General features: G+C 41.8%; 22 protein-coding genes. 10 read left to right on the top strand and 12 right to left on the bottom strand.

The annotated features are described in order from the left end of the window. Nucleotides 1–459: 459 nt before the first annotated feature. Complete coding sequence (locus RM368_RS11495; protein WP_322694183.1) at nt 460–4,602, bottom strand: PAS domain S-box protein; 4,143 nt, start codon at nt 4,600–4,602, stop codon at nt 460–462. A 1-nt stretch (nt 4,603) separates the two neighbouring features. Beyond that, nucleotides 4,604–4,858: a helix-turn-helix transcriptional regulator gene (locus RM368_RS11490; RefSeq protein WP_322694182.1), complete on the bottom strand. Its 255-nt coding sequence runs from the start codon at nt 4,856–4,858 to the stop codon at nt 4,604–4,606. Nucleotides 4,859–5,478: 620 nt separating this feature from the next. Here RM368_RS11490 and RM368_RS11485 point away from each other — a divergent pair. Then, the gene (locus RM368_RS11485; RefSeq protein WP_322694181.1) at nt 5,479–6,510 is read left to right on the top strand and encodes a 1-acyl-sn-glycerol-3-phosphate acyltransferase; all 1,032 of its coding nucleotides are present in this window, start codon (nt 5,479–5,481) and stop codon (nt 6,508–6,510) included. 21 nt (nt 6,511–6,531) lie between these two features. Here the strand turns inward: RM368_RS11485 and RM368_RS11480 are convergent, their stop codons facing one another. Continuing rightward, complete coding sequence (locus RM368_RS11480; RefSeq protein WP_322694180.1) at nt 6,532–6,696, bottom strand: helix-turn-helix transcriptional regulator; 165 nt, start codon at nt 6,694–6,696, stop codon at nt 6,532–6,534. A 234-nt stretch (nt 6,697–6,930) separates the two neighbouring features. Then, nucleotides 6,931–7,635: a two-component system response regulator RppA gene (gene rppA / locus RM368_RS11475; protein WP_322694187.1), complete on the bottom strand. Its 705-nt coding sequence runs from the start codon at nt 7,633–7,635 to the stop codon at nt 6,931–6,933. A gap of 76 nt (nt 7,636–7,711) precedes the next feature. On the opposite strand from rppA, the gene hisG reads away from it, so the two are divergent. The 3 genes from hisG to RM368_RS11460 all read left to right on the top strand — a co-directional run bounded on the left by hisG (nt 7,712) and on the right by RM368_RS11460 (nt 11,380). Next, on the top strand, nt 7,712–8,356 hold the full coding sequence (hisG, locus tag RM368_RS11470) for an ATP phosphoribosyltransferase (RefSeq protein WP_322694179.1): 645 nt from the start codon (nt 7,712–7,714) through the stop codon (nt 8,354–8,356). Between the two features lie 523 nt (nt 8,357–8,879). Continuing rightward, nucleotides 8,880–10,328 carry a sensor histidine kinase gene (locus tag RM368_RS11465; RefSeq protein ID WP_322694178.1) on the top strand — a complete coding sequence of 483 codons (1,449 nt, stop codon included), beginning with the start codon at nt 8,880–8,882 and terminating at the stop codon, nt 10,326–10,328. Between the two features lie 335 nt (nt 10,329–10,663). Then, complete coding sequence (locus tag RM368_RS11460) at nt 10,664–11,380, top strand: hypothetical protein (RefSeq protein WP_322694177.1); 717 nt, start codon at nt 10,664–10,666, stop codon at nt 11,378–11,380. Between the two features lie 112 nt (nt 11,381–11,492). On the opposite strand, the gene RM368_RS11455 is transcribed toward RM368_RS11460, so the two are convergent. Both RM368_RS11455 and RM368_RS11450 read right to left on the bottom strand, forming a co-directional pair. Next, nucleotides 11,493–12,572 carry a tetratricopeptide repeat protein gene (locus RM368_RS11455; protein ID WP_322694176.1) on the bottom strand — a complete coding sequence of 360 codons (1,080 nt, stop codon included), beginning with the start codon at nt 12,570–12,572 and terminating at the stop codon, nt 11,493–11,495. A gap of 97 nt (nt 12,573–12,669) precedes the next feature. Further along, complete coding sequence (locus RM368_RS11450; RefSeq protein WP_322694175.1) at nt 12,670–13,299, bottom strand: sigma-70 family RNA polymerase sigma factor; 630 nt, start codon at nt 13,297–13,299, stop codon at nt 12,670–12,672. 196 nt (nt 13,300–13,495) lie between these two features. Here RM368_RS11450 and RM368_RS11445 point away from each other — a divergent pair, with 196 nt between their 5' ends. Together RM368_RS11445 and RM368_RS11440 are read left to right on the top strand one after the other, a co-directional pair. Then, complete coding sequence (locus RM368_RS11445) at nt 13,496–14,092, top strand: glyoxalase-like domain protein (protein ID WP_322691325.1); 597 nt, start codon at nt 13,496–13,498, stop codon at nt 14,090–14,092. A gap of 166 nt (nt 14,093–14,258) precedes the next feature. Then, a complete protein-coding gene (locus RM368_RS11440) occupies nt 14,259–14,825 on the top strand; it encodes a Uma2 family endonuclease (RefSeq protein ID WP_322694174.1) in 567 nt (188 codons plus the stop codon). Between the two features lie 46 nt (nt 14,826–14,871). On the opposite strand, the gene RM368_RS11435 is transcribed toward RM368_RS11440, so the two are convergent. From RM368_RS11435 to pstS, 5 genes are all read right to left on the bottom strand, one after another. Next, on the bottom strand, nt 14,872–15,153 hold the full coding sequence (locus RM368_RS11435; RefSeq protein WP_322694173.1) for a hypothetical protein: 282 nt from the start codon (nt 15,151–15,153) through the stop codon (nt 14,872–14,874). Between the two features lie 124 nt (nt 15,154–15,277). Further along, nucleotides 15,278–16,084, bottom strand: a complete 807-nt coding sequence (gene pstB, locus RM368_RS11430; protein WP_322694172.1) for a phosphate ABC transporter ATP-binding protein PstB — start codon at nt 16,082–16,084, stop codon at nt 15,278–15,280. A 56-nt stretch (nt 16,085–16,140) separates the two neighbouring features. Next, nucleotides 16,141–17,022, bottom strand: coding sequence for a phosphate ABC transporter permease PstA (pstA, locus tag RM368_RS11425; RefSeq protein WP_292871905.1), 882 nt, complete (start codon nt 17,020–17,022; stop codon nt 16,141–16,143). Nucleotides 17,023–17,041: 19 nt separating this feature from the next. Next, nucleotides 17,042–17,992: a phosphate ABC transporter permease subunit PstC gene (pstC, locus tag RM368_RS11420; RefSeq protein ID WP_322694171.1), complete on the bottom strand. Its 951-nt coding sequence runs from the start codon at nt 17,990–17,992 to the stop codon at nt 17,042–17,044. Nucleotides 17,993–18,140: 148 nt separating this feature from the next. Further along, entirely contained in the window at nt 18,141–19,322 is a 1,182-nt protein-coding gene (gene pstS, locus RM368_RS11415) for a phosphate ABC transporter substrate-binding protein PstS (RefSeq protein ID WP_322694170.1), read from the bottom strand. 668 nt (nt 19,323–19,990) lie between these two features. Here pstS and RM368_RS11410 point away from each other — a divergent pair. From RM368_RS11410 to RM368_RS11395, 4 genes are all read left to right on the top strand, one after another. Continuing rightward, the gene (locus RM368_RS11410) at nt 19,991–20,578 is read left to right on the top strand and encodes a biotin transporter BioY (protein ID WP_322675294.1); all 588 of its coding nucleotides are present in this window, start codon (nt 19,991–19,993) and stop codon (nt 20,576–20,578) included. 94 nt (nt 20,579–20,672) lie between these two features. Beyond that, nucleotides 20,673–21,149, top strand: a complete 477-nt coding sequence (lspA, locus tag RM368_RS11405; protein WP_289795760.1) for a signal peptidase II — start codon at nt 20,673–20,675, stop codon at nt 21,147–21,149. Nucleotides 21,150–21,369: 220 nt separating this feature from the next. Then, nucleotides 21,370–22,119, top strand: coding sequence for a hypothetical protein (locus RM368_RS11400; protein ID WP_322694169.1), 750 nt, complete (start codon nt 21,370–21,372; stop codon nt 22,117–22,119). Nucleotides 22,120–22,497: 378 nt separating this feature from the next. Then, the gene (locus RM368_RS11395; RefSeq protein ID WP_322694168.1) at nt 22,498–24,768 is read left to right on the top strand and encodes a transglycosylase domain-containing protein; all 2,271 of its coding nucleotides are present in this window, start codon (nt 22,498–22,500) and stop codon (nt 24,766–24,768) included. A 76-nt stretch (nt 24,769–24,844) separates the two neighbouring features. Here the strand turns inward: RM368_RS11395 and RM368_RS11390 are convergent, their stop codons facing one another. Next, nucleotides 24,845–25,210 carry a four helix bundle protein gene (locus RM368_RS11390; RefSeq protein ID WP_322694167.1) on the bottom strand — a complete coding sequence of 122 codons (366 nt, stop codon included), beginning with the start codon at nt 25,208–25,210 and terminating at the stop codon, nt 24,845–24,847. Nucleotides 25,211–25,243 lie beyond the last annotated feature (33 nt).

Below are 25,243 nucleotides of genomic sequence, written 5' to 3'. Positions count from 1 at the left end.
TTATAATTCTAACTTTAAGCCCCAAGCTCATCCCGCCTGGGGCTTTTTGTTTCTCCCAGAAATGCCACATTAGGTGGGTTAATTTAACGCAAGTTCGATGGATAAAAAACGGCAAAAAGCTTGCTAGACATAAAACATGAGAAATTGGGCAGGTGTAGTCGGGAGAGGTTAAGGTCAAATACTATTTGTCAATAAGCAATAGTACTTAAAATATTGCTAAAAGTTGGATCGGAAAGATAATTTTTGAGCAGGCGATCGCGTCATCTTGATACGTATGATTCATTCTTGCCCAATAAGTTCAGTAAAAAAGTTAATTTAATTACCTTGTTCCTGGTCGATTTTCAGGATAATTTCTAATTGAAAAATATTAAGCTTATCTTAAAATCTCACCGATGAGGCAAGTGTAATGTTGCTTTCTGGTTTGAAAGCTTATAAATACAAAATTATGGAGTCTTTCAATTAACAATTGCTACAACTATAAATTAGGTTAGCGATCGCACGAAGTAATTTAGCTGGCTCCACTGGTTTGGTGATATGCTGCCCAAATCCGGCGGCAATTGCCTGTTGATAATCAACCTCACCAGCATAAGCTGTAAGGGCGATCGCGGGAATTTTTCCTCCAAGTTCCGGTGACATAGCTCTAATTTGACGAATCAGCATATAGCCGTCTACTTCTGGCATTCCAATGTCGCTTAACAGCAAATTTGGCTGTAACTGAGGCATAATTCGTAGTGCTTCCATCGCAGATGCCGCCTGGATTACTACCGCACCAGATTGCTCTAATATGAAAGCAATTAACTCTCGTGTATCCCGCTCATCATCCACAAGCAGAACTTTCAACCCCTTGAAGTTGGGCAAATTATCAGCTTGAGAGGCAATCTGATGGCTATTTATATCGACCTGGATGAGCGGTAGCATGACTGTAAAGGTTGCTCCCTGTTCTTCACCCAAACTTTCTGCTTTAACTGTGCCGCCATGTAGCTCAATAATGTGACGAACAATAGCTAATCCTAAGCCCAGTCCGCCGAATTTTCTAGTGGTTGCGCCATCAGCTTGTCGAAAGTAGTCAAAGACGAATGGTAAAAAGTCAGGGCTAATTCCCTTACCTGTATCACTGACTCGCAATTGAACCTGAGACGCAACAGACTCTAAACTGATTTCTATCTTTCCATCTTGGGGTGTAAACTTAATAGCATTGGAAAGTAGATTCCAGATAACTTGCTGCAAGCGATTAAAATCACCTCTGACTAAAAATTTAGAATTTGAAGTTTGGTATTTTAAATTGTTAAGTTGCTGATTAAAATCGATTGAGTCTAAATTTATTTGAGAATTGTCTAATCCCAAATCGTTCGATGGTTCCTGAGCCTTGTCGTTCGCGTAGTGTCCCACAGGGAAAGACTGAGTACCCGCGTCGAAGTCTAAAATCGTAAATTGCAAATCGATCGATTTGGCTTCAGCAGCTAGACGTACAGTTTCTATTGCTGCGGCGATCGCAGTTTCTAGATTCACATGAGCAATATTCAGACTCAGCTTACCTTGGAGAATGCGAGAGACATCCAGTAAATCTTCGATTAATTGGGTTTGCAGCTTGGCATTGCGCTCAATGGTTTCGAGAGCGCGAGTAGTGGTTTCTTCATCATACTTTTTCATTTGTAGTAATTTCGACCATCCCAAAATCGGGTTTAGCGGCGTGCGAAGTTCGTGGGAAAGCACTGCCAAAAACTCATCTTTGATTCGATTAGCTTGGATTAATTCTTCTTTCCGTCGCTGCAACGAAGCCATTAACTGAGCGCGTTCCAGAGCAACCGCCACCTGATCGGAAGTTGCTTGTAATAAAGCTATTTCCCCAGAAGTGAAATTGGTACGGGTGCGACTGGCAAAGCAAAGGACACCAAGCAGCTTTCCTTGAGCAATTAACGGTTGACCTGCATAAGCTGTAATTCCTAAAGCATGGAGGATGTTGGCATGAGGATGGGTAGAGTGCGGCACATTATTGACGACGACTTGACGACGTTCTTGCACCACTTGTCCGCATATCCCTTGATTAAATTCCAGGTATTCAATTGCTTGAAATACTTCATCAGTAATGCCGTTCCAAGCTACTAACCGAAGTTTCTGCTTATTTTCGTGTGTATCGATTAAATAGTGAAAGTAACAGTGCAAATCCATTTGCGCCGAGAGTTTGTTAAACAAGCTGTTCATTAGATCCAAGGGGCGCTCGGTTGAAAGCAAATCACTGGTCGTTTCCGAAAGCAGTTTAAGTCTTTCACTGCGCTCTTGTAAAGCTTGTTCTGCAAGCTGACGTTCGCGAAGGGCGCGTTCGCGTTCGGTAATGTCAATTGCAACCCCTCCTACCAAGCGTTGGCCAGAGGCATCGGCAATGGGAAACTTATAAACAAAAAATTCGCCAAGGGTGCCATCTGTGCGTGGGGCAGACTCAATCGTTTGAACAACCTGATTCCTTTCGGCAACTCTTCTAATGTTATCGAGGAGAGGTTGAGCAATTTGGACTGGAAATAAGTCAAAAATGTTTTTATCGATCGCCTTATTTGTTGCTACATTGAATGTGCTCAAATAAGTTGGACTGAGATAAAGTACGCGTCCGTATGCATTCGTAATCCATGCGGCGGCGGGAATATTATCCATAAAAGCTTGAAATTGCTCTTGGCTCTGACTCAGTGCTTTTTTAACTTGTTTGAGATCGCTAATATCCAGAATGAATGCGACTGATTTATGCCGAGATTCTCCTAAAAGGGAGTAGCCAACTACAACTGGAACGCTGGAACCATCTTTGCGAATAAATTCCTTCTCATAAGGAGTACAGGTTCCCTTCGCTATTGCTTCGGCGATAGCCAGTTCATCTAAATATTGATACTCAGATGGCGTGATATCAGCCCAGCTTAATCTACCTGCTTGGATATCCTCTTGGGTATAGCCGACAATTCGCAAAAACTCGTCGTTGGCTTCAGTGATGCTACCATTCACATCACCAAAGAGAATGCCAACTATATTAGCTTTCACAAAACTCCTGAGCCGTTCCTCACTTGCTTGGATTGCTGCTTCTGCCTGTTTGCGTTTGCTGATATCTGTAGTGCTACCAACTAAACGTACTGGCTTTCCATCAGCATCCCGTTGCACTACTATCCCTCGATCTAATACATAAATATACTGATTGTTTTTGTTGCGAATTCGGTATTCAGCAGCATAGCGATCGCTATTTGCCAAAGCAACTCGCGTCTCTTCTTGTACATATTGCAAATCTTCTGGATGGACAAGCTCGCGCCACCAACTACCAGTTGCTTCCGCTTCTGCGAGAGAATAGCCCAAAATTCGAGTTAACCCATCAGTTCTTTCAACGCTATCTTGTTCTATATTCCAGTCATAAATCAGACAGTTGACCGCAGATGCAGCTAACTCAAACCGTTCGTTCGCTAACCTCAGACGCTCCTCTTTCTGTCGCAAAGTTCGTTCTACTTGTTTGCGTTCAGTGATGTCTCGGAAGAAAATGTCAAGACCATCTTCACTGGGATAAGCGTGAATCTCTAGCCACAAGTCATATTTGGGTGGTAAGTAGTGATGATACTCGAAATGGACGGGAATTTGCTCTGCCATCGCCCGTCGGTAATTTAGCTCTAAATTTGTGCCTAACGATATCGGCCACTCCTCCCAGTGCGACTTACCAATAACCTCTGTGCGGGGTTTATTGTTAATTCGCTCTGCTTGGGCATTTTGGTAGATGATTCGCCAATCTCGGTCTAGAGTCATAAATGCATCACTCATGTTTTCTAGAGTGCGTGTGTTCCGCTGATTGGCTTGCTGTAATGCCGCTTCTGCTTGTTTGCGTTCGCGTAGCGCAGCTTGCTGTTCGCTCAAATCAACAACAAAGGCAATGACCGTTTCTTGAGTGTCTCCCAGGATTACAGAACCGAGCAGAACCGGAATGCGATCGCCATCTTTACGAATGTATTCTTTCTCAAAAGGCTTACATATTCCAGTAGTTTTTACTTCTTCCACCGAACGTTCGCTCAAAGGAAGATATTCAGGTGGGGTAATCTCGCGCCAGTTGATTTGGTTAGCAGAAAAATCTTCTCGCGTATAGCCGATCATCTTCAGAAAAGCATCATTGGCTTCGATGATGCAGCCGTTGTTCATATTAGTTACGATTACCCCAATGATGTTGGATTCTGCCAATCGGCTAAACCGCATTTCGCTATTTTGTAGCAATTTGAGGCTTGTCTCTGCTTTGCGTCTAGCAGTTCGCAACTCTGAAGAAAGCGCAGTAATTAAGAAGGAGACTAGTGAGAATGTGGTTAATCGTACCAGAACTTTCAGGCTGAGGAAATCGAAGCAGTAGACTGGATCGATCAAAAAATAGAGCGCAGTTATCACAGATAAAGCGATCGCTAGCACTCCCAGTCTCATACCACCATACCAGGCGCTAACTGCCACAACAGCATAAAATAATGTAAATATGCTCGGATCGAAAACTGGCAATAATACTTTTGTCAACAGCATTGCCGTCATGACTGCCAGAATCATCACACTAAAAGCTATGAACCGAGAACGCATCATCAAAAATTTTTCAGGTACTTTCACCATCATCTTAAGAGTCCTCCCGTTGCTCCGATTTTGGGAGAGACTTGTGTGCTAGTCTTTTGTCTGCTTTGCCCATCTTCTCTAACATTTCTTCAATCAGCTTTAGTGCCATCTGTGAAGGCACTGTAGCTCCGTTCTCCCAACGATTGATTGTTCGTAGAGAAACTCCTAACTTAGCTGCAAACTTTTCTTGAGAGAGATCGAGTTGCTGCCGAAGTTGACGGATCAAATCTGAAATTTTGAGTGGCTTTTCTAGTTCCATAGTAGGAAGAGTAGGACAGATGTCTCGCCATTCGTCTCCAGCTTGAGGAAGAATTTAAATAATCATTAGTCGTTATCAATTTCATCTTTTGGCGAAACATCAAAATTCAGTTATCGTCTTCACGGCTTAGTGTTTAGTGTAGAAGGTATATCTAAAATAAACATTAAGTTTTGCTTAATATGGGATAGCAAGATAGTATTATCTAAAGCAATTTGACTAAATAATTATTGGCGATCGCACACAGCCAAACAATTGCTAGTGCGCCACACTTTCATGATTCATATTTAAATTAATTTGTTATATATAAAGTTAATTTTGTACTTGATAAAAGCTTTTTTATCTCGCTAATTGAGTAACTATAGCAGCTGACAACTTTTTTACGAACGCGAACAGCGTTTTGCAGACAGAGGCTACGCCAAGGTGAGTACAGATAATTGTATGGTAAAACATGTTGTTATCTCTACTTTTGTACTGCATTCAACCGAACTACGTTGTCAATCTAAAATAGATTCTAAAATATGTAGTTATTTTTACTTCTATGGTCAGATGCTAGTCAAAAAATTATAAAGTTACGATCCACTATTGATAAAACTTTTGCCTAACCCTCATCTTTAACTGTTTTGATTAATCAACACTCCGAAAACTTATTAAACAGTCAACAGGAAAATTCACCAGATGAAGGCTATATATTTAACTGGTTTGATTGGTTTTGTCTTTGGTATCCTCCAGGGTGGTTAATTTTATTCAACCGCCATTGGCAGCACTATCACACAGATCCAGATGGTTGGAATTGGCTAGAATATGGATTATTTTTAATTCCTGGCGGATTTTATCTAGCATTGCTGAGTCGCTGGTTGCGTCTGGGTTTTCGTTCGCCTCGAAAAGAAGTTGGTGAATTCGATCCTAAATATCAACAAGCTTTTCGTAAAGAACTTTTGGTTCCTATAGTTAAATACTATTTTCAAGGAGAGTTGCAACAAGTTGAAAACTTGCCACCAACAGGGCCATTGATTGTGGCGATGAATCATGCCGGAATGTGTTTTCCTTGGGACTTTTTAACCTTGGCTTATTTATTAAGTGAAGCCAAAGGATGGGTAGTACAACCCATAGCAAATCCAGTATTATTTGAGCATCCTTGGATGATTTGGTGGCTACCACCTCAATGGTCGCAGGTTTTAGGTGGTGTGCGAGCCGAATTAGATGATTTTGAGGGGGCGCTTGCTCAAGGTAAAATTCTTTTATATGCACCCGAAGGTGTTCGCGGGCCTTTGAAAGGTTGGAGAAGACGCTATCAACTAGAAAAGTTTGATGTGAGCTTTATTCAGTTGAGCGATCGCTATCATATTCCCATTCTGCCAGTAGTTTGCATCGGCAGTGAATCTCTGCATCCTTGGGCCGTTAATTTCACCAAGTTACAACGACTAGTCAAACTACCATTCTTACCTTTGTCACCTTTAATGTTTGCCTTACTTCTGTTTCCCTCAATGGGAGTTTGGGCAATGAGAACTCGTTTGCGTTACTTTATTCAACCTTTGCACCCAGTAGAATTGGACAACTACTCCAAGAAATGGCGTGCAGCAGCTTATCAACAAGCGCAACAATTAAGAGACAAACTGCAACTTCAAATTAATCATTTTTTGGGCATATCTTAAGCTCGACTTTATCCATTTTTTTCAAAACGGCCGTCCAATCACAGGCTGTTTTGTGTCAACAAGTTCAGCCAGTTGTTTCTGTGTTAACCCTGCTTTTGTTCTAGCTTCATAAATCAACTGTGCCACTTCTGCATTGATTGAAGCTTTTGCCACCATTGCCTCAAGCTCAGGGTCGCTGCTAGTCATTTTGTCAATGATTTTTATAGCATAATCCCTGTATAGCAAAGAATTTGAAAGCCAGTATTGTGCAACTTGGTTTCTGTCCCAAATGTCTTGACTTTTTTGTTACGAATGCTTATCTGTTAGTAACGACAACTTATGTATTCTTACCAATACAACCTGTTTTGTTACCAACACTTATTAGTTAGTAACGACAGCTTGTCCGTTTGTTACTAACATAACCTGTTTCGTTCCCAATGCTTATCCGTTAGTAACTGACTCCATTGAGGAAGCACCAAAACGATAGCCTTTGCCGTAGACTGTGTGAATCAGCGCAGTTTCTTTACCTACCTCAATCTTACGGCGCAGCAAACGAATTAATGCCGCTATCACATTACTACTAGGTTCTTCTTCTTGCCACAAATTTTGCATAATCTGGGCATGAGTCAGAAGTTGTCCAGTGTGTTCCATAAAGTATTGCAACAACTGGCTTTCCTTTTGCGATAGCTCAATTATTCGTCCTTGGCGATAGGCTACTTGATTTTCACAATCCAGTTCTAAATCAGCGACAGTAAGTCGTCCGCTGGTAGTCTCATAAGTTTGAGTACCGGAACGACGCAATAAAGCACGAACTCTTGCTAATAACTCTCGCAGTTCAAAAGGTTTAACCAAATAATCATCCGCACCAGCATCTAAACCTTGTACGCGGTCATCAAGAGTATCTTTAGCCGTCAAGAACAATACGGGAGTGGTTTTGCTTTGGCGGCGCAATTCCTGACAAATCTCTAACCCCGTTTTTCCTGGCAGCATCCAATCTAAAATAAGTAGGTCATAACTGCCCGCCTGTGCAAGTTCGCTGCCAGATGTCCCATCATAAACTGCATCTACGGCATAACCTTCACGAGTTAACAAGCGGCTCAAAGGTTGAGTTAGTTCAACTTCATCATCAACTAATAAAATTCTCATACTGCTTGTGGTAAGCATATAGAGATATTCTCAATATTATTCAACTACCAAGACGCTAAGGATACCAATAAAAAAAATGCTGACTGTTGCATTGCCAAAAGGGGAACTACTTAAAAATAGCATCCGTTTGCTACAAGCTGTCGGATTAGATTTTAGTGCTTTTTTAGATTCAGGAACTCGCCAACTTCAAATTCCTGATACTAAAGGAGTTGCAAAAGCTTTACTGGTGCGGGCGCAAGATGTGCCCGTTTATGTGGAATATGGTCAAGCACAACTAGGGGTTGTTGGTTATGATGTGCTGCGGGAGAAGCAGCCGCAAGTTGCTCACTTGGTAGATTTGCAGTTTGGTCATTGTCGGATGTCAGTGGCGGTAAAAGAATCAAGTGCTTACCGATCGCCTTTAGATTTACCACCGCATGGTAGAGTTGCTTCAAAATATGTCAATTGCGCTCGTGAATATTTCCATAGTCTGGATTTACCTGTGGAAATAGTGCCATTGTATGGTTCAGTAGAGCTAGGCCCGATTACTGGAATGTCAGAAGCGATCGTAGATTTGGTTTCTACAGGGCGGACTTTACGCGAAAATGGTTTGATTGAAATTGCTAGTCTGTATGAAAGCACGGCGCGATTGATTGCTCATCCTCTGAGTTACCGCTTGAATACAGGTAATCTGAGTGATGTGATTGACAATCTGCGCAAGGCCGTTTTGGTAGAGGTTTAATAAGCTAAAAATCTTTTAATTTGGATCTTCCAAAAAAATAAATCTCTTGTGAGGTGGGCATCTTGCCCCCCCTAGTTGTGCAAATTAAATGCGCGACAGCCGATCATTTGTAATTCGTAATAACGCTTCTTTAGATGCTCGTTCCTAACATCCTTGGGTAAAGACGCGATTCATCGCGTCTCTACAAATAGTCTATTTGTCGGATTCTTTTTTAAAATTGATATAACTTCTGGCTAGAGACTAGGTTTTAAAAGCCCTTACCTTTTGTTGCATAAGACGCGTAGAAACTCATCACATACAAAAATTAAATTTTGTATTTAACCCCTCAGCTAATGGAATCAAAGTTATATTGAGATTATTTTTGCAGAGAAAGTAATATTTTTTTGAGCGTTAAAGTTGGATGCGATCGCCAATAATTTAACCAGTATTTTTTTGAAATAATGTTGATAATTAAAAGTAATTTAAAATTATTCTGAAGACGTAATCTGATGATATTTAGTCAAAAAAAGTAGGTGATAAGAAGATGTTTCAAGCTACTCGCCGCCGTCTTGCAATTTGGTACACTGCCGTCACTGCTGTATTACTGCTACTGTTTGCCAGTGGCGTTTATTTATACGTTCGTACTACACTGATTGAGCGGATTGATGACACCCTTAACCATGTAGTGGAAATAGTAGAGCGTTGTCTCACAAGCAGTGGTTGTGCATCTACACTAATATTTGAGCCAATTAATACTGATGCAGATAAATTTCGCATTAATGTAGAAGCCAGTTTTGGTAATAATACCGACGCTGTAGAAGATGACCACATTGATTTAGAATGGTTTAGTCCAACTGGTAAATTACTTTGGTCAACGCTATCTGAACCCCTAAATATTCCCATTCGTGTCAATCGCACTGGTGAAACTGTACGCGTAGTCAAAGCAGAGAGTGAAAATTCAAAATTCAAAATTCCTAACTCCCCACTCTTATTACGACAAGTCACCCAACGCGTAGAGGTGAAACGCCAAGTATTAGGATATCTGCGCGTTAGTCATCCTTGGTTTGAAGTTACTAAACCTAGTCGCCAGTTAATTTTTGATTTGGCATTAGGTATTGGGTTAATGTTGCTTTCTGTAGGTGCAAGTGGTTGGTTTCTTTCGGGTAAAGCGATGGAACCGGTGGGTGAATCTTATCAACGTCTTAAACAATTCACTGCTGATGCTTCCCACGAACTGAGAAGTCCGATTACTTTGATTCAAACTAATGTCCAAGTTGCGCTTGCTGACTTGGATTTAGCAGAGACAGAAACGACTACTTCTTTGCAATATCGACAACAGTTAAAGGTGGTGGAACGGTTAACGCAGCGTTTGGGTAAGTTAGTCAATGACTTACTCTTCCTAGCACGACAGGATAGTGGTATTAGCAAAGATACTTTTTCGCCTTGTCCGTTGGACGCTTTGCTAATAGAGGTGGTTGAAGAACAACAATTGTTAATCCCTGAGAAAGAAATCGCCCTTTCTCTAAACTTAGTTGACCCTCCTATCTCTGAAACTAGCCCCGAATTACTGGAGAATTGGTTTACTCTTGTAGGTAATTGGGATCAATTGATGCGGCTGTTCACAAATTTAATTGCTAACGCTTTGCATTACACTCCAGCAGGTGGACGAGTGAAAGTGGAATTGGCGCGAATAGAAGGAATAAATCGTGTTTCTGGACTACGTAACACCAGTGCCCAGTTGCAAGTTAAGGTGAGTGATACCGGAGTTGGAATTCCAGCCGAAGCCCTACCACGCTTGTTTGACCGCTTTTATCGAGTAGACCCGGCACGTACTCATAGGGCGGAGAATACAGCCAGCGCTACAGGTTCAGGATTGGGATTAGCGATCGCTCAAGCTATTGTCGAACATCATCACGGTCATATTCAAGTTGAAAGTACCCAAGGCATTGGCACTACCTTTACTATCACTTTGCCAATAACTCTTGAGTATTAATTTGTTAATAAATTTTTACTTCTTGTGATAGATGTAAAATTTTAAATTATTCAAAATAACCTTAGTTATTAGCGCGAAAATTTATTTTTTAGCAGTATATTAAATTTGGCTATTACACAAAGTGCTTAATGACAATGATTAAGACTTTAAATCTTGAGAATGAAATCTGTTCATTTTTTTTAGATACTTTTCGTATCCTTAGCTAGATGCGATAAATCGAGTAGTTTGTTAAAAATTTAAATATATTCAACGACCGATAAAACCTAATTTTATTTCCGGTTGGAGAAATTCTTTGTAACAAAAATTGAACTTTTTTTTAGGAGTTAAGAACAAATATGAAGTCTCAAAATTTCCGCAAGTCTGGCAAGTTATTTGGCGCTCTTTGTGGGGGGTTGCTAATTAGTCTGCCAGCAATTCCTCAAGCATTAGCACAAGAATCTACTGTTAAGGTTAACCCAAGTCCTAGCATTTTTAGCGAACCACCCTACAACCGCTCTCAAGCTCCCGGATCGCCGGAATCAGGTGTCACACCACCTCGCCCAGTTCCTCCGGCTGAAGGGCAAGTGTCTCCCGTACCACCACGCCCAATTCCTCCGGCTGAAGGGCAAGTGTCTCCCGTACCACCACGCCCAGGTGCTAGACCACCACGCCCAATTCCTGGCGATCGAACTCAACAGCCTTCATCACCAGCGGTTTCCAATGACCAACAACCACTGGTAGAACCACGGCAAACCCCTAGTGCGACGATCGCACTCACCAATGGGATGGTTAATATCAAGTTAGTGAATGATACTGCGGCTAAGATAACTTTCCAAGTGATTGGCGATACGGCACCGCGATCGCTAGAAGGTAAGTCAGATGTAACGCTGCAAGCTTTAAAAGCACCAGTAACAGTAACATTTGAACGACAAGATGGCGGACAGTTGATAGTGACTCCACAAGGTTCTTCAGAACCAGGAAGCTTGGAAGTCACATTTAAGGAAGCTACCAATGCAGCACAAGGCAGAAGTGCTATGAGAATTGAACGAAACGGTTCAGTGTTCTTGAATTAATTAATTTAGAGCTAGGGCGAAGGTAATTCGCGGCTACTTTTATAAACCACATAAGTGGATTTTGCCTGTGTAGACGCGGTTTCCAACCGCCCTTGTAGTGTTAAATTGACTGCTACTTTCGCTGAAGCATTTTAGTTAATTGCTCCCGCAATTGCACTTCTTGCTTGCTGTCTTGCAATGTCCGCGCCAGTATAATTGCCCTTTCGTAAAAATTGCGGGCAGTTAGGTAGTTACCTTGTTGCTTATATAACTGAGCATAAGATTCAAAAGATTTTAATTCTTCGCGTAAATTTTGTAATTCTTTAGCGAGTGCTAAACGTTGTTCTAGTAAGTCAAAGGCGCGTTCGTAACGTCCGACAGCAGTGTGAGCCGTAACTAAACCATCAATTGCCCGTAATTGATTAGTGCGATCGCGGTTGGTTTTAGCTGTCCGCATTGCTTCACCATAAGTAGCAATGGTATCTTGATAATTTCCAGATGCTAAATAAGCATCTCCTAAATTATTCAAGGTATTTGCTTCACCGATGGCATCGCCAGTCTGACGACGGAAAGTTAAAGCATTTTCGTACAGTTTAATCGCCTTGTTATAATCTCCCAACCTGGCACTTACCAAGCCTAAATTACTCAAAGACAGTCCTTCACCTTCAATATTTTTCACGCCGCGAGCAATTGCGAGTGCATCTTCAATTGTTTCACCAGCAGCAGCAAATTCGCCTTTTTGCAGCAGAAATGTACCGATATTATTCAGCACAAAAATCTGAGATTGCAAGTCTTGAGTATCACGAGCGATCGCTAATCCTCTTCTGAAAGCATCTTCTGCCTGTTTTGAATTACCAAGCTGCACATAAGCCTTAGCAAGCAAATTGTATGTCAAACCTTGTGCTTTCAGGTCGCCAATGGAATGATATAGTTCTAATGCTCGCAAACAAGACGCAATTGTTTTGTCGGCATATCCTGAAGCGTATTCTTGTTGACCAATACGCAGCAAACCGTCTGCTTCATCTCTTGATTGTCGCCCAACGGAATTATTTAAAGGGCGATGGAGTTGTTCGGAAATATCAACCGCACCCGCTACAGGACTCAGCAAAAAAGCAAACAATAAAAAGCTGTGTAAAAGTACCTGGGGACTAGAAATCGCACCTACACAAATTAAGCCTACCTTTTGGTAGGGAAATACAAGCCGTTGTTTCATAAAAATTACCCGTAAAGTTGCGGGTTTAAGTAGAAGGTCTAAGAAAAAGTTTTAAGTTTAAAATTGAAGACAAGTAATATACGCATTTCTACTTAAGTTATGATTGAGCTAAATCTTCTCCAAAGTATATAGCACGGATATCTGTGGGCAATTTGTCCTCTAGCATACGATAGCCTTCCTGGAGAAAATTGGCTACTTCATGAGGAGCGATCGCTTCTCCTTCAGCTTGTAAATAAGCAGCGATTCTAGTTTCACTCCAGTGGAAAGTTTGAGCCATTAATACAATTAATCGTAAAATTGGTGGTAGTTGGTCTAATGCCTGTTGTACATAGCACCATAGCGGCGGTGAAGTCGTTTGCAGAGAATAATGAATTGCTTCTGTGGGTGGTAGTTTAATCTCATTTATACAGAAAGCTGTCATATTAATTAACCAATTCTGCATGGTTAAAGCTTCCTCACCTGATTCCGAGTCAGTTAACTTGAGTCCACCGAGTTCGTAATAAATATGTCGCCACGTAAGGGCAAACAGATAATCTGCCTGCACAGGCGATCGCGCCGAATGCCGAATTAAGGTGTAGACTATGGGGCTATAACGGCAAAAAATCACCGTAAAGTACTTTCCGGCATCTGGATAGCGCTGAAACAGAGTCAGTAATTCATGGTCACTGTGATGGAACAGCGACTTCACCAGTGGGTGATTAGCTTCGGGAAAATGAGGAATTTGCACAAGTCTTGGAGTTGATAATTGTTAAAATAGTTCTGGGAATTGCACTCCCCTAGTTAATCGCATAATATCTTGGTGTTGCTCAGTTTGTAGATGAGATTCAGACTAGTTGAGTATTGATAAACTAGAAACAAGGACTTAATTTTAGTCTTAATCGACAATCATAAAATCAACTCTCTTAAAGAATCCTTATTTGTTCATGGTTATAGTAGTTAGTGTGGTATCATTCTTGCTCAGTCCCCTTACTTTAGGCTCCTTTCTGCCTTCCCTGCCCTTAGATAGCCTGTTCTCCACCCAAGGCATTATGGTGATGCTGCTAGCAGCTTACGCTGGTGCTATGTGGATGTTTCTCACTAGTGCCCCAAAAGTACACACTGTAATGGTGTCAGATTTGGAGATTGCCCGACAGTTGTATGAAGGACTGCTAGATTTGCCAGCAGCAGAGGTGCCATTGCACTACTACTACAACTACGAACAAACTATAGGCGCAACTGGCATCGATCCGTTATATATGTCTACTGGGCCGAGCTTGTCTAGTAAAATGATGAATAATGCCAACGATGGGCTGTGGTATCAATTGAAGAAAAATACCCAGCTACACGTGATTACTGGTGCAAGTTTAGGTAGCAAAAATCAGCAACGCCACGTTTGTTTTGACCACGACTGTCTAGAAATGATTTTAATGCGAGTCGAAATGCGCGGTTTGAAATTGAAGATTCGTAACCACAAACCCCTGAACTTTTTGGTCAAGGACTATGAAGGGCGAGTCATTGAGGTGGCTGAGGTAGCGAATTAGTACTTAATGATTAGATTATTTTAAGTTGGGTGGGGCGTAGCTTGCTGCCGTAGGCATCACTCCACCCAATATTTTTGGAATTTAAATTGACTCCATACTTAGCTCCTAATTAATGTCCCATTTCCACCCAGGCTAAAATAGGTAAATCCCCTAACCGAGATGATTTATGAACCAGCCGATATCTGAGACAGTGCGCTGGACTACCGCCGATTTAAAGTTGTTTCCAGATAACGGAAATCGCTATGAAATTATTGACGGGGAATTATTTGTGACTAGAGCGCCTCATTGGAAGCATCAAAAAACTTGTGTCAGAATTAGCACTTCTTTGGATAACTGGTCACAAACTACTGGTCTGGGAGAAGTTGTGACGGCTCCAGGAATAATTTTTGGCGACAATGATAATGTTATTCCTGATGTTGTCTGGGCTAGCAACGAGAGATTACCCCTACTTTTAGACGAGGCGGGGCATTTGACTGGTGCGCCAGAATTGGTTGTGGAGGTGCTATCTGCTGGTAGTGAAAATGAAAAGCGGGACAGAGAACTAAAACTTAAGCTCTACTCATCACGAGGTGTTAGAGAATATTGGATTGTAGATTGGCGCAAGCAACAGGTGGAAGTATATCGACGCGAACAAGCAAGTTTAAAGTTAGTTGCAACGTTATTCAATAGTGATGAATTGAGTTCACCTATATTGCCTAATTTTACTTGTGCGATCGCACAAGTATTTAATTAATATAAAATTACGAATTACGAATTACGAATTACGAATTACGAATTAGTTAATTGTGCTGTAAAAACTCAACTTTGGGCAATAACGGGTCAGTTACAATCCCCACACCACTAAAACCCCAGCGTTTGAGCAAATTTCCCAACTGTGTACGCGCAATAGATTCCACAGCAAAGCGATTTGCCACTTCTGCTGCGTGCGCGTTGAGATAGCTAAGGGCGTCAAAGTTTTCTTGAAACAGCAATAAATAGCCCGATGTTTCAGCATCAGGACGAGCTATAAGATAATTCCCGTCAGTTTTTGAGCGCACCAAGTAATAGACATCAGACAACATGGAGATGAAGTTGTTGGGGAGAAAAAAGTCCTTCAAATAAAAAACATAGAGGAATATCGCACAACTTTAATTTTCGAGTATTCCTCATTGCTTTAATATCAACAATGTAATATGAAATATTTATTTATCCAAATTTGCCGCTGACGTAATCTCTGGTATCTTCCTGCTGAGGATTGTTGAAAATTACTTCTGTTGCATCATACTCTACCATATAGCCATTACGGGTTCCTGTCTCTGAAGTCCGAACATTAAAAAAGGCTGTTTTATCAGAAACACGCGCTGCTTGCTGCATGTTATGGGTGACAATGACAATAGTATATTGCTCTTTAAGTTCGTGAATCAGTTCTTCAACACGCAAGGTGGAAATAGGGTCAAGAGCAGAGCAAGGTTCATCCATCAGTATAATTTCAGGTTGGACTGCGATCGCACGAGCAATACATAACCGTTGTTGTTGTCCACCTGATAAAGACGAGCCACTTTGCTGTAGTTTATCTTTGACTTCATCCCACAAAGCTGCTTTTCTGAGACTGCTTTCTACCAATTCATCCAAATTACCTTTATAGCCGTTGATTTTGGCTCCAAAAGTAATATTGTCATAAATTGATTTGGGAAATGGGTTTGGTCTTTGAAACACCATCCCAATCCTCCGACGCACTTCTACAGGGTCGATATCTGATGCATACAAATTTTTGTCGTAAAAAAGTATTTTACCTTCTGCCCGAAATGACTCAATCAGGTCATTGAGACGATTATAGCATCGCAACAATGTACTTTTACCACAACCAGAAGGGCCGATAAAAGCAGTAACCTGATTTTTGGGTATATCTAGCCAAATATTCTGTAAGGCTAAAAACTTGCCGTAGTAAACGTTGAGATTTTCAGTGCGTAAAACGGTATCAGTGTCATTCACTGTCCTAGTATTAGTAGCCATAAATTAAATCTAGTGTTAGTTTAAGCGATGGGATATGCACTGTGGATGGTTGTTTACTAAGCTTTTTTGCGAGTTGCCCAGCGAGCGATGATACTTGTGATTAGAACCATCAATACCAAAATCAAAGATGCTGCCCAAGCTAGAGATTGCCAATTTTTAAACGGAGAAATGGCGTATTTGTAAACCAAAACAGCTAGAGAAGCTGTTGGTTGGAATAAACCATCTGGCCAAAAGTTAGAAAATAGGGCAGTAAATAGCAAAGGTGCGGTTTCTCCAGATGCTCTGGCGATCGCTAGCGTTGCCCCAGTTACAATAGCTGGTAAAGCTGCTGGTAAGACTACTTGACTTACAGTTTGAAAGTTAGTCGCTCCCAACCCTACAGAAGCTTGTCGCAAATCTTGCGATACTAACTGTAACGCTTCATCAGTAGTTCGCAGAATAATGGGCAACATCAAAATTGCCAGTGCAAACCCTCCAGCTAGAGCTGAATACGATCCTAAATTCAACTTTACCATTGTCAAAACTACAATCCCATAGGCAAATACCCCAGCAATAATTGAGGGGACTCCACTAAGGACATTAGCTGCAAAACGCACCCATCTAGCTACTCTTGCCGAACTAAATTCTGTGATGTAAATCGCCCCTAAAACTCCAAAGGGGATACTAATCAAGGCAGCAATTCCTACCATCAGTAGCGTGCCTAAAATTGCATTACCAAAGCCTCCTCCTTTTTGGAGAGCTTTGGGTGGCAATTCCACAAACACGGCCAGATTCAGACTGCTAAAGCCTTTAATAATCACGTAAGAAAGCACTGCTAGCAAAGGTAAAAGTGCCAATACTCCGCAGATAAATGCGACTACAGTCATCACTGTATTGAACAGTGTCCTTTGAGACGTGGGAGAGCGAGTTAAACTGCGCTCTGGAAAATTAGAAGTCATAATTTAACTCAAAACTAAGCTATATTCGCTTGACTCTCAAAACGATCAACTCTGCCAGAATATTGACTACCAGTGTCAAAAAAAATAGAATTAAAGCCGCGTACATTAAAGCCGCAACTTGCAAACCACTCGCTTCTGAAAATTGATTTGCCAATAGAGAAGAAATCGTATTGGCTGGTGCTAACAAAGAGAGACTGATGTTGTTGGAGTTTCCAATTAACATCGTTACAGCCATTGTCTCTCCCATTGCGCGGCCAAGTCCCAACATTACAGCACTAACTATGCCCGAAAAGGCTGCTGGGATAAGAACTTGCAAAATCGTTTCCCAGCGGGTTGCTCCTAGCCCTATAGAGGCTTGGCGCAAGCTGGGGGGTACAGAAATCAAGGCATCGCGGGATAGAGCTGTGATGATGGGCAAAGTCATAATCGCTAATATGACTCCCGCTGGCAACATTCCTGGCCCTGTAGGAGAAGTGCTAAAAAATGGCAGCCAGCCAAAGTAACCATTGAGCCATTTTCCCAAGCTGGTTAATATTGGCACCAAAACAAAAATACCCCACACGCCATAGACAACGCTGGGAATAGCTGCGAGCAGTTCTACCGCAAAAACCAGTACCAGTTTCACTTTTGCAGGTAAAAAATCCTCGCTGAGGACAATGGCAGTACCAACACCAATTGGTACTGCTATCAGCAGACCAATAAAAGAACTCACGAGAGTTCCATAAATTTGAGGTAGCACCCCATAGCTATCATTAACTGGATTCCAAGTGGTATTGGCTAAAAAGCTGACACCAAACTGTTGAATAGCAGGCCAAGCACCAATTGCAACCTGCCACCCAATCCATAATAAAGTACCAGCAACCCCAAAAGCGAAAATTTTAGTCAGCCAGATAAAACCCAAATCTAGGGATTTTTCGGCGTCAGAGCGATTTTTCATCGCTGATGACAGATTTTGAGAATTTGTAGTCATGAATACCGACTTTCAGAATTAAATCAGAGAAAAATATGGAGGCAACCAGATTAGTAAAATTGTCGCCTCATCATCTATTTAAACTGACTTATACAATAGTAACTCTGTGTCCAAAGTTACTACTGGATAGACATGTTTTATTGCTTGCTTACTTGCTAGCGCTATTACCACTGGCAACAGAAATTTTGTACTCTGGACTGATTTGGTCAGCAGCAGCAGCTACTTTTGTAATCACATTTGAGGGTAAAGGAACATATCCTAATGCACTAGCTTGCTTCTGTCCATCAGTTAAAGCGTATTCGATCGCAGCTTCAATCGCCTTGGCTTTTGCCGCATTGGGGTATTTCTTGTAAGCCAAAATCCAGGTGTAAGTGACAATGGGATAGGAATCAGCCCCTTCGGGATCGGAAATGAAGGAGCGGAGATTTGCGGGTAGAGGTACTGATTCGAGAGTTTTAGAAGCGGACTCTTCACTAGCTACAACAAACTTACCGCCTTTATTTTCCAAAGCAGCAAACTTGAGACTATTTTGTTTGGCATAGCCATACTCGACATAACCAATGGAACCTTGAGTTTGTTGGATTTGGGCAGTAACACCCTCGTTACCTTTAGCACCTACTCCTTTAGGCCAGTTGACGGTTTTGCCTTCACCAACTTTACTCTTCCACTCAGGGCTGATAGCGCTAAGGTGTTTTGTGAACACACCCGTAGTTCCACTACCATCAGAACGATAAACGACTGTGATTGCCTCTTTAGGAAGCTTTGCACCTGGGTTAGCCTTGGCAATTTGGGCATCATCCCAAGACGTGATTTTGCCTAGTAGAATATCGGCGTAAACGGCTCGTGGCAGTTTAAGTTCTGGAACATCAGGCAAGTTGTAAGCCAGCACGATGCTACCAGCAGTTACAGGTAGTAAAATAACACCTCTATCTGCTGGTACTTTCTGGATTTCTTCATCCTTCATTGCAACATCGCTGGCACCAAAGTCTACAGTGCCTTTGATAAATTGTTCAACTCCAGAACCGCTACCAACTGATGCATAGTCAACTTGCAGATTGGGATATTTTTTGTTTAAATCTGTGAACCAGGTATCGTACAGTGGTGCCGGAAAAGACGCACCAGCCCCGCTTAATTTTACGGTTCCGCCAAGGTCTAATTTAGCTGGGCTAGAAGCAGTAGTATCTGTAGCAGTGCCAGAAGGCGTATCTTTGGTGGCTGTACCATCTGGTGTTTGCTGTCCGCCACAAGCTGCTAGGCTGATTGTCAGTGCTAACACTGAAATTGAACCTGTGAGGCGATGAGTTTTTATTGCACTAAGACGTGAGAGCATCGCTATCAATTTTTTAGTAACTTTTCAGGTGAGCGTTTCTAAGATACTCCTAAAGGACAGCAATAAAGATTAACAATAGGTTAATAGAACAAAAAATGCTTGTTTTTTTTTGATGAAGAACAAACCCTTATTTTTTGTTTTGCTTGATAATTTTTATACTCTTACTTAATTTATAAGTTACATTTAGTACTAGGTTAAATAGATTGTACGCATTTACAAAGCTTTATTATTAGAGTAATTTTTTTGGCTCAGTTGTGAAAAAGTTTGAGTATGGAATAGCGCTTTTGCTTTGTATCCAATACACTTCTACCTCTCCTAAAAGGATAAAGGCTGTGAATCTTATTTCACTTCCTTGGGAAGTGGCTGTTCTTGTTAGGTCTGTATTAGACTCAACTGATAAGCACTATAAATATTAAGCACTTTGTAGCTCAATTTAGGCAATTATCTGAAAAAATAGTATAAATACCAGAATTCAGAACACGCCTCAGTTAATAAAATTAGACAATAGACACCTAAGCTGAAATTCGTAAAACTGAAAAATTACATACCAAAAAGGCAAAAGAAAATATGCTAGTTCTTAAGATGTCAGCACAAATTTCATTTCAATATTAATGAATATACTAGTTGCTGTTGATTTTCCCTTTTGCTTTTCCTTGGTTGCCTGATAAATGTTTGCTGCTTCCAATCAATTACTATGGTCTATGATTGGCTTACTCCTGACAATGGGTGGTACCTTCTTAGAAGTTTATGGCATCACCTTTCCTTGGACTTGGAGTCAGCACGGAATTCAGACTTTTTCTTTAGGTGTCACTTTTCAAATTGGCGCAGTATTGTTGGTGGGTTGTTTAGGAGGCAAAAATGCGGGTGCCCTCTCGCAAATTGCCTATTTAGTCATGGGGTTAACCTTATTACCAGTATTTGCCGATGGCGGCGGTATTGGTTATGTCAAGTTGTCTCAATTTGGCTATCTACTAGGTTTTATTCCTGGAGCTTGGATTTGTGGCTTAGTTGCTTTTAAAGCGAGACCTCGACTAGAAACTCTTGCCTTTAGTTGTGTCTGTGGCTTATTAACTCTCCACCTATGCGGTATTACTTATTTAATTATTAGCTATTTTTTTCAGTGGAAAGGCACAGAAAATCTAACCTTGATACAAGCAATCCTCAGATATTCCTGGTTTGCACTACCAGGTCAACTAACCGTGGTCTGTGCAGTTAGTGTAATAGCATATATATTGCGTCACTTAATGTTTTATTAGTTCATTGCCTTTCGTCCTTTGTCATTTGTCAAAAGCTCATGACCAATGACCAATGACTAATGACCAACGACCAACGACCAATGACTAATTTGCCATGCATTTAAAAAATCGTCTTTTCTGGATCGCTGCCTTCATTGCCTTTTTCTTAGACCAAATAACAAAGTACTGGGTAGTACAAAGCTTTAGCTTGGGGCAGACACTACCACTCTTACCTGGTATCTTTCACTTTACGTATGTCACTAACACTGGTGCGGCTTTTAGTCTGTTGAGTGGGAAAGTAGAGTGGTTGCGCTGGCTATCTTTAGGAGTGAGTTTAGTATTGATAGCATTGGCGTTAATTGGTCCAACATTAAATTTGTGGGATCAGTTAGGCTATGGCTTGATTTTAGGTGGAGCTATGGGCAACGGTATCGATCGTTTTGTTTTAGGCTACGTCGTTGATTTTCTTGATTTTCGCCTGATTAACTTTGCTGTATTTAATGTGGCAGATTCATTTATTAGTATCGGTATTGTTTGCCTGTTAATTGCTTCCTTGCAAAAAACACCGACCTCAACTGGCAGATCTCATTAAACTATTAAGCCTGGGATGATTCATCCCAGGCTATTGACTCAGTAAAACCCTTGCTCAGTCTTATATGCGAAGACTTTACTTATAAGGTTTTTATCAATTTTTATTTGTCACTTAACACCAGTTATACAAACTGGTGCAAAAGTTCACGTAAAGATGCACCGACGATCGCTGATGGCAAACCATTATTTAGATTATGCCCCAGCTTTAAAGTTAGTTACCTGTGGTAGGAGTTTTTGGTGAACTAGAGCCAGGAGTACTGGGAGAGCTACCGGGTTCGAGGCTGCTGCCAGGAGTGCCAGGAGTGCCAGGTTGTTCTGGTGTAGTTGAGCTACCTGGTTCGGTAGTGCTGCCAGGAGTAGTAGGTGCGCTTTCAGGAGTGGTTGGGCTTCCTGATGGTGGAGTTAAGTTGCTAGGTGCGCCTTCAGGAGTGGTTGAGCTTCCTGGTGGAGTTAAGTTGCTAGGTGCGCCTTCAGGAGTGGTTGGAGTAACGCTTCCTGGTGGTGGAGTTAAGTTGCTAGGTGCGCCAGGTGCCGATGGGGTTGTGCTTCCTGGTGCTGGAGTGGTTTCGGGAGTACCAGATCCAGAAGGAGTGCTTCCTGGTGCAGTTGTGCTGTCAGGAGTGGTGGTGCTATCAGGCGTTGTTGTTTCTGCTGGTGTTGTTTCTGCTGGTACTGTAGTACTACCAGGAGCGCTAGGGGTGAGTGCTGTGCCGCCGGGACAACGTGAATTAAGTGGAAAATTCTCGCACAGAATTTTCTTACCTTCTGGTGACAGCTTGATTTCCGCTGGTGCACTAGTGGAGTCGGTACTAGATTGGGCTATGGGGGATTTACTGGATTCGGCTACAGCAATATTAGTGGTAAGTGCCAAAGATAAAGCTGTACCAATCAAGCTCAGAGATTTTCCCATCATTTCTCAAATTAACCTCAACAGAACACTCGGCCCATTAAAGCAGATAACCAAGATTTAGAAAATCCTCCTAAATGAAGATATTTAGGTTTGTTTCAGAATATGTGGATATGTAAAATTGGTAAAAATTAAATCAGTTATTTATTGGCAACTAGTGTTTAAAAAGACAAAAGTAAAAAGTATATCTGTAGTTAGTGAACTATTGATACTAGCTTATATAAGCTTTTGAAAATAATATACAAAAATATTTTTATAGAAAAAAGTGATTAAAGTTACAATTTTAGTTTAGCTTTAACATAAATTAAAGTATAAATTAGCTCAAAAAGTTACGTATAGCTAATTTATGCTTTGGCTTATGAGTAAAATGATGAAAGACTAACATCTAAAATTGATTGTAATTCGCCCGATTCTTCATTAAAAACTGTGATGTGAATAGCCGATGAGTTCTCCCCAACCCCCTCACAAGCCACAAACGTTACTAGGTCAACTGACTCAAGCAGTACATACGATTCAAGCTAGGGTCGATTTTTCAAAATTGGCGCTCAAGCCTAATGCCAAAGTACCAGAACTTTGGGTGCAGGATGCGGGGGCGGATAAAGCAGAAGTATATCCACTGTTGGGCGATCGCTATATTCTTGGACGTAGCTCGAAATCCAGCGATATTGTTATCCGTAACCCTGTTGTCAGCCAAATTCACCTCTCATTATCGCGGAATTCTAGTCAGCGCACACCAGTTTTCACGATCAAAGACGAAAACTCCACCAATGGCATTTATCGTGGCAAACGTCGTGTTAGTTCTCTAGAACTGCGTCACGGCGATATTCTGACTCTAGGACCCCCAGAACTCGCCGCTTCTGTACGCTTGCAATATGTCGATCCACCAGCATGGTATGTCAAAGCTGCAACTTGGACAGCTTATGGTGTCGGTGGCGTCACTGCCCTGTTAACATTAGTGATTGGCGTCGAATGGCTAAAATTTAAAGTCAAACCTCTACCGACAGCGACACGCGCCCCAGTAGTTGTTTACGCCCGTGATGGAGCCACTCCTCTGAGAGAACCTCGGACAATCTCTCATGTAGACATGAAGCGATTAGAGGAATTTGGCCCTTATTTGCCTGCTGCGGTAGTGGCTTCAGAAGATAGTCGTTATTACTGGCACTTTGGGGTTGATCCTCTGGGGATTTTACGAGCTGTGTTGATTAATAGCCGCACCGGAGATGTGCAACAAGGAGCCAGCACTGTCACCCAGCAAGTTGCCCGCAGTTTGTTCCGCGAGTATGTAGGTAGACAAGATACCCTTGGCCGGAAATTGCGGGAGGCAGTTGTCGCCCTAAAACTCGAAACATTTTACAGCAAAGATGATATTTTGCTGATGTACTTAAATCGGGTTTTTTTGGGAGGAGATACCTCTGGCTTTGAGGATGCAGCCCGATATTACTTTGAAAAGTCGGCTAAAGAATTAACTTTGGCAGAAGCAGCAACATTGGTAGGAATTTTACCAGCACCCAACGCCTTCGATTTTTGTGGGGATGGGCCAAATAAGCTAGAAGCAGCTGAATACCGAAATCGCGTAATTAAGCGGTTGCTGGAGATGGGCAAAATTAAAGCAGAGGATGCAAACCGAGCTAGACGTTCCACTGTTCAAATTAGTCCTAAAGTCTGCGAACAGCAAGCTAAAACGATCGCACCTTATTTTTACAGTTACGTTTTCTCTGAACTCGAATCAATTTTGGGGGAAGGAGCTGCAAGAGAGGGAAACTATATCATTGAAACCAAGCTCGATCCAGCCATACAGAGACAAGCAGAAGCAGCGTTGAATAATTCGGTGAACAACTCTGGTAGAAGTTTTAATTTTTCTCAAGGAGCATTAGTCACTCTTGACTCTAGTACAGGCAGTATCCTGGCAATGGTAGGCGGGACTGATTACAAAAAAAGTCAGTTCAATCGTGCTGTTCAAGCCAAAAGACAACCAGGTTCTACCTTTAAAATTTTTGCTTACACCGCCGCTATTCAACAGGGAATTTCGCCATCCAACAGTTATTCCTGCGCCCCTTTAACTTGGCAAGGCTTTACTTATAAACCCTGTCGTGCTGGTGCTGACACTAGTTTAGATATTGCCACCGGACTGGCGCTTTCAGAGAATCCCATCGCCTTGCGAGTTGCCAGACAAGTCGGGCTGGATAAAGTCGTGGCAATGGCGCAGCGTTTGGGGATAAAATCAAACCTCGATCCGGTTCCTGGCTTGGTATTGGGTCAAAGCGTAGTCAATGTTTTGGAAATGACTGGTGCTTTTGGCGCTATTGGCAATCGCGGTGTGTTAAATCCTCCCCATGCTATTAGCCGAATTTTAGACAGTGGTGATTGCAGCGATCGCAATGATATCAAAACCTGTCGTGTAATCTACTCCTTCGACCAAGATCCAGGTGCCAACAAACGAGTGTTGAAAAATGATGTCGCCGATGAAATGACTAGTTTGATGCGCGGTGTAATCGCAAGAGGTACTGGTCGTAGTGCTGCCATTGGACTAGGGGAAGCTGGTAAAACTGGCACGACTGATAAAAACGTTGACTTGTGGTTTATTGGTTTTATCCCCAGTCAGCGACTTGTAACTGGCGTTTGGCTGGGAAACGACAATAATTCCCCGACATCTGGCAGCAGTGCTCAAGCAGCTCAATTATGGGGGAATTATATGCGGAGAATTACAAGGTAATTGGGCATTGGGCATTGGGCATGGGGCATGGGGCATTGGGTAGAGAATTAAGTTGGAATTCCTTATTCTCCATGCCCTATTCTCTATTCCCTATGGATTTTAGATAAGCATTGAGCTTGGGTAATAGTTCATCAAGAATTGGTTTAAATTTACTTACCTGTTCATTTGTCAATAACTGTCTGGCGTAGGCTAACCTCAACCAACTGATAGTTTCATACAAAGACCCTCTCGCAATCTTGACAAAACGTCGATTGTCTTGGTCATTGTACCTGCCTCTACCTTCTGCGATGTTCGCACAAATACTATCAGCAGACCGAACAATTTGTTTGCCCAATGTATCTTTAGTAAAATTGTCCCATCCTTTAGCAATACGCCAAATTTCATTAGCTAACTTTTCAGCAAGTTGATAAACTTCTAAGTCCTCAAAATCAGGTCTTCTCACAAAAGTCCATCGAGCATTTATCGATCAATAGTT

The sequence above is a fragment of the Nostoc sp. DedSLP03 genome, assembly GCF_034530815.1.
In the GTDB taxonomy this organism is placed as follows: domain Bacteria; phylum Cyanobacteriota; class Cyanobacteriia; order Cyanobacteriales; family Nostocaceae; genus Nostoc.
This window is presented reverse-complemented; position numbering and strand designations above follow the sequence as displayed.

Coding starts and splice junctions, on each gene's coding strand:
- RM368_RS11495 (WP_322694183.1), bottom strand. CDS start 4,602: ATGATGGTGAAAGTACCTGAAAAATTTTTGATGATGCGTTCTCGGTTC.
- RM368_RS11490 (WP_322694182.1), bottom strand. CDS start 4,858: ATGGAACTAGAAAAGCCACTCAAAATTTCAGATTTGATCCGTCAACTT.
- RM368_RS11480 (WP_322694180.1), bottom strand. CDS start 6,696: ATGACTAGCAGCGACCCTGAGCTTGAGGCAATGGTGGCAAAAGCTTCA.
- rppA (WP_322694187.1), bottom strand. CDS start 7,635: ATGAGAATTTTATTAGTTGATGATGAAGTTGAACTAACTCAACCTTTG.
- hisG (WP_322694179.1), top strand. CDS start 7,712: ATGCTGACTGTTGCATTGCCAAAAGGGGAACTACTTAAAAATAGCATC.
- RM368_RS11465 (WP_322694178.1), top strand. CDS start 8,880: ATGTTTCAAGCTACTCGCCGCCGTCTTGCAATTTGGTACACTGCCGTC.
- RM368_RS11460 (WP_322694177.1), top strand. CDS start 10,664: ATGAAGTCTCAAAATTTCCGCAAGTCTGGCAAGTTATTTGGCGCTCTT.
- RM368_RS11455 (WP_322694176.1), bottom strand. CDS start 12,572: ATGAAACAACGGCTTGTATTTCCCTACCAAAAGGTAGGCTTAATTTGT.
- RM368_RS11445 (WP_322691325.1), top strand. CDS start 13,496: ATGGTTATAGTAGTTAGTGTGGTATCATTCTTGCTCAGTCCCCTTACT.
- RM368_RS11440 (WP_322694174.1), top strand. CDS start 14,259: ATGAACCAGCCGATATCTGAGACAGTGCGCTGGACTACCGCCGATTTA.
- RM368_RS11435 (WP_322694173.1), bottom strand. CDS start 15,153: ATGTTGTCTGATGTCTATTACTTGGTGCGCTCAAAAACTGACGGGAAT.
- pstB (WP_322694172.1), bottom strand. CDS start 16,084: ATGGCTACTAATACTAGGACAGTGAATGACACTGATACCGTTTTACGC.
- pstA (WP_292871905.1), bottom strand. CDS start 17,022: ATGACTTCTAATTTTCCAGAGCGCAGTTTAACTCGCTCTCCCACGTCT.
- pstC (WP_322694171.1), bottom strand. CDS start 17,992: ATGACTACAAATTCTCAAAATCTGTCATCAGCGATGAAAAATCGCTCT.
- pstS (WP_322694170.1), bottom strand. CDS start 19,322: ATGCTCTCACGTCTTAGTGCAATAAAAACTCATCGCCTCACAGGTTCA.
- RM368_RS11410 (WP_322675294.1), top strand. CDS start 19,991: ATGTTTGCTGCTTCCAATCAATTACTATGGTCTATGATTGGCTTACTC.
- lspA (WP_289795760.1), top strand. CDS start 20,673: ATGCATTTAAAAAATCGTCTTTTCTGGATCGCTGCCTTCATTGCCTTT.
- RM368_RS11395 (WP_322694168.1), top strand. CDS start 22,498: ATGAGTTCTCCCCAACCCCCTCACAAGCCACAAACGTTACTAGGTCAA.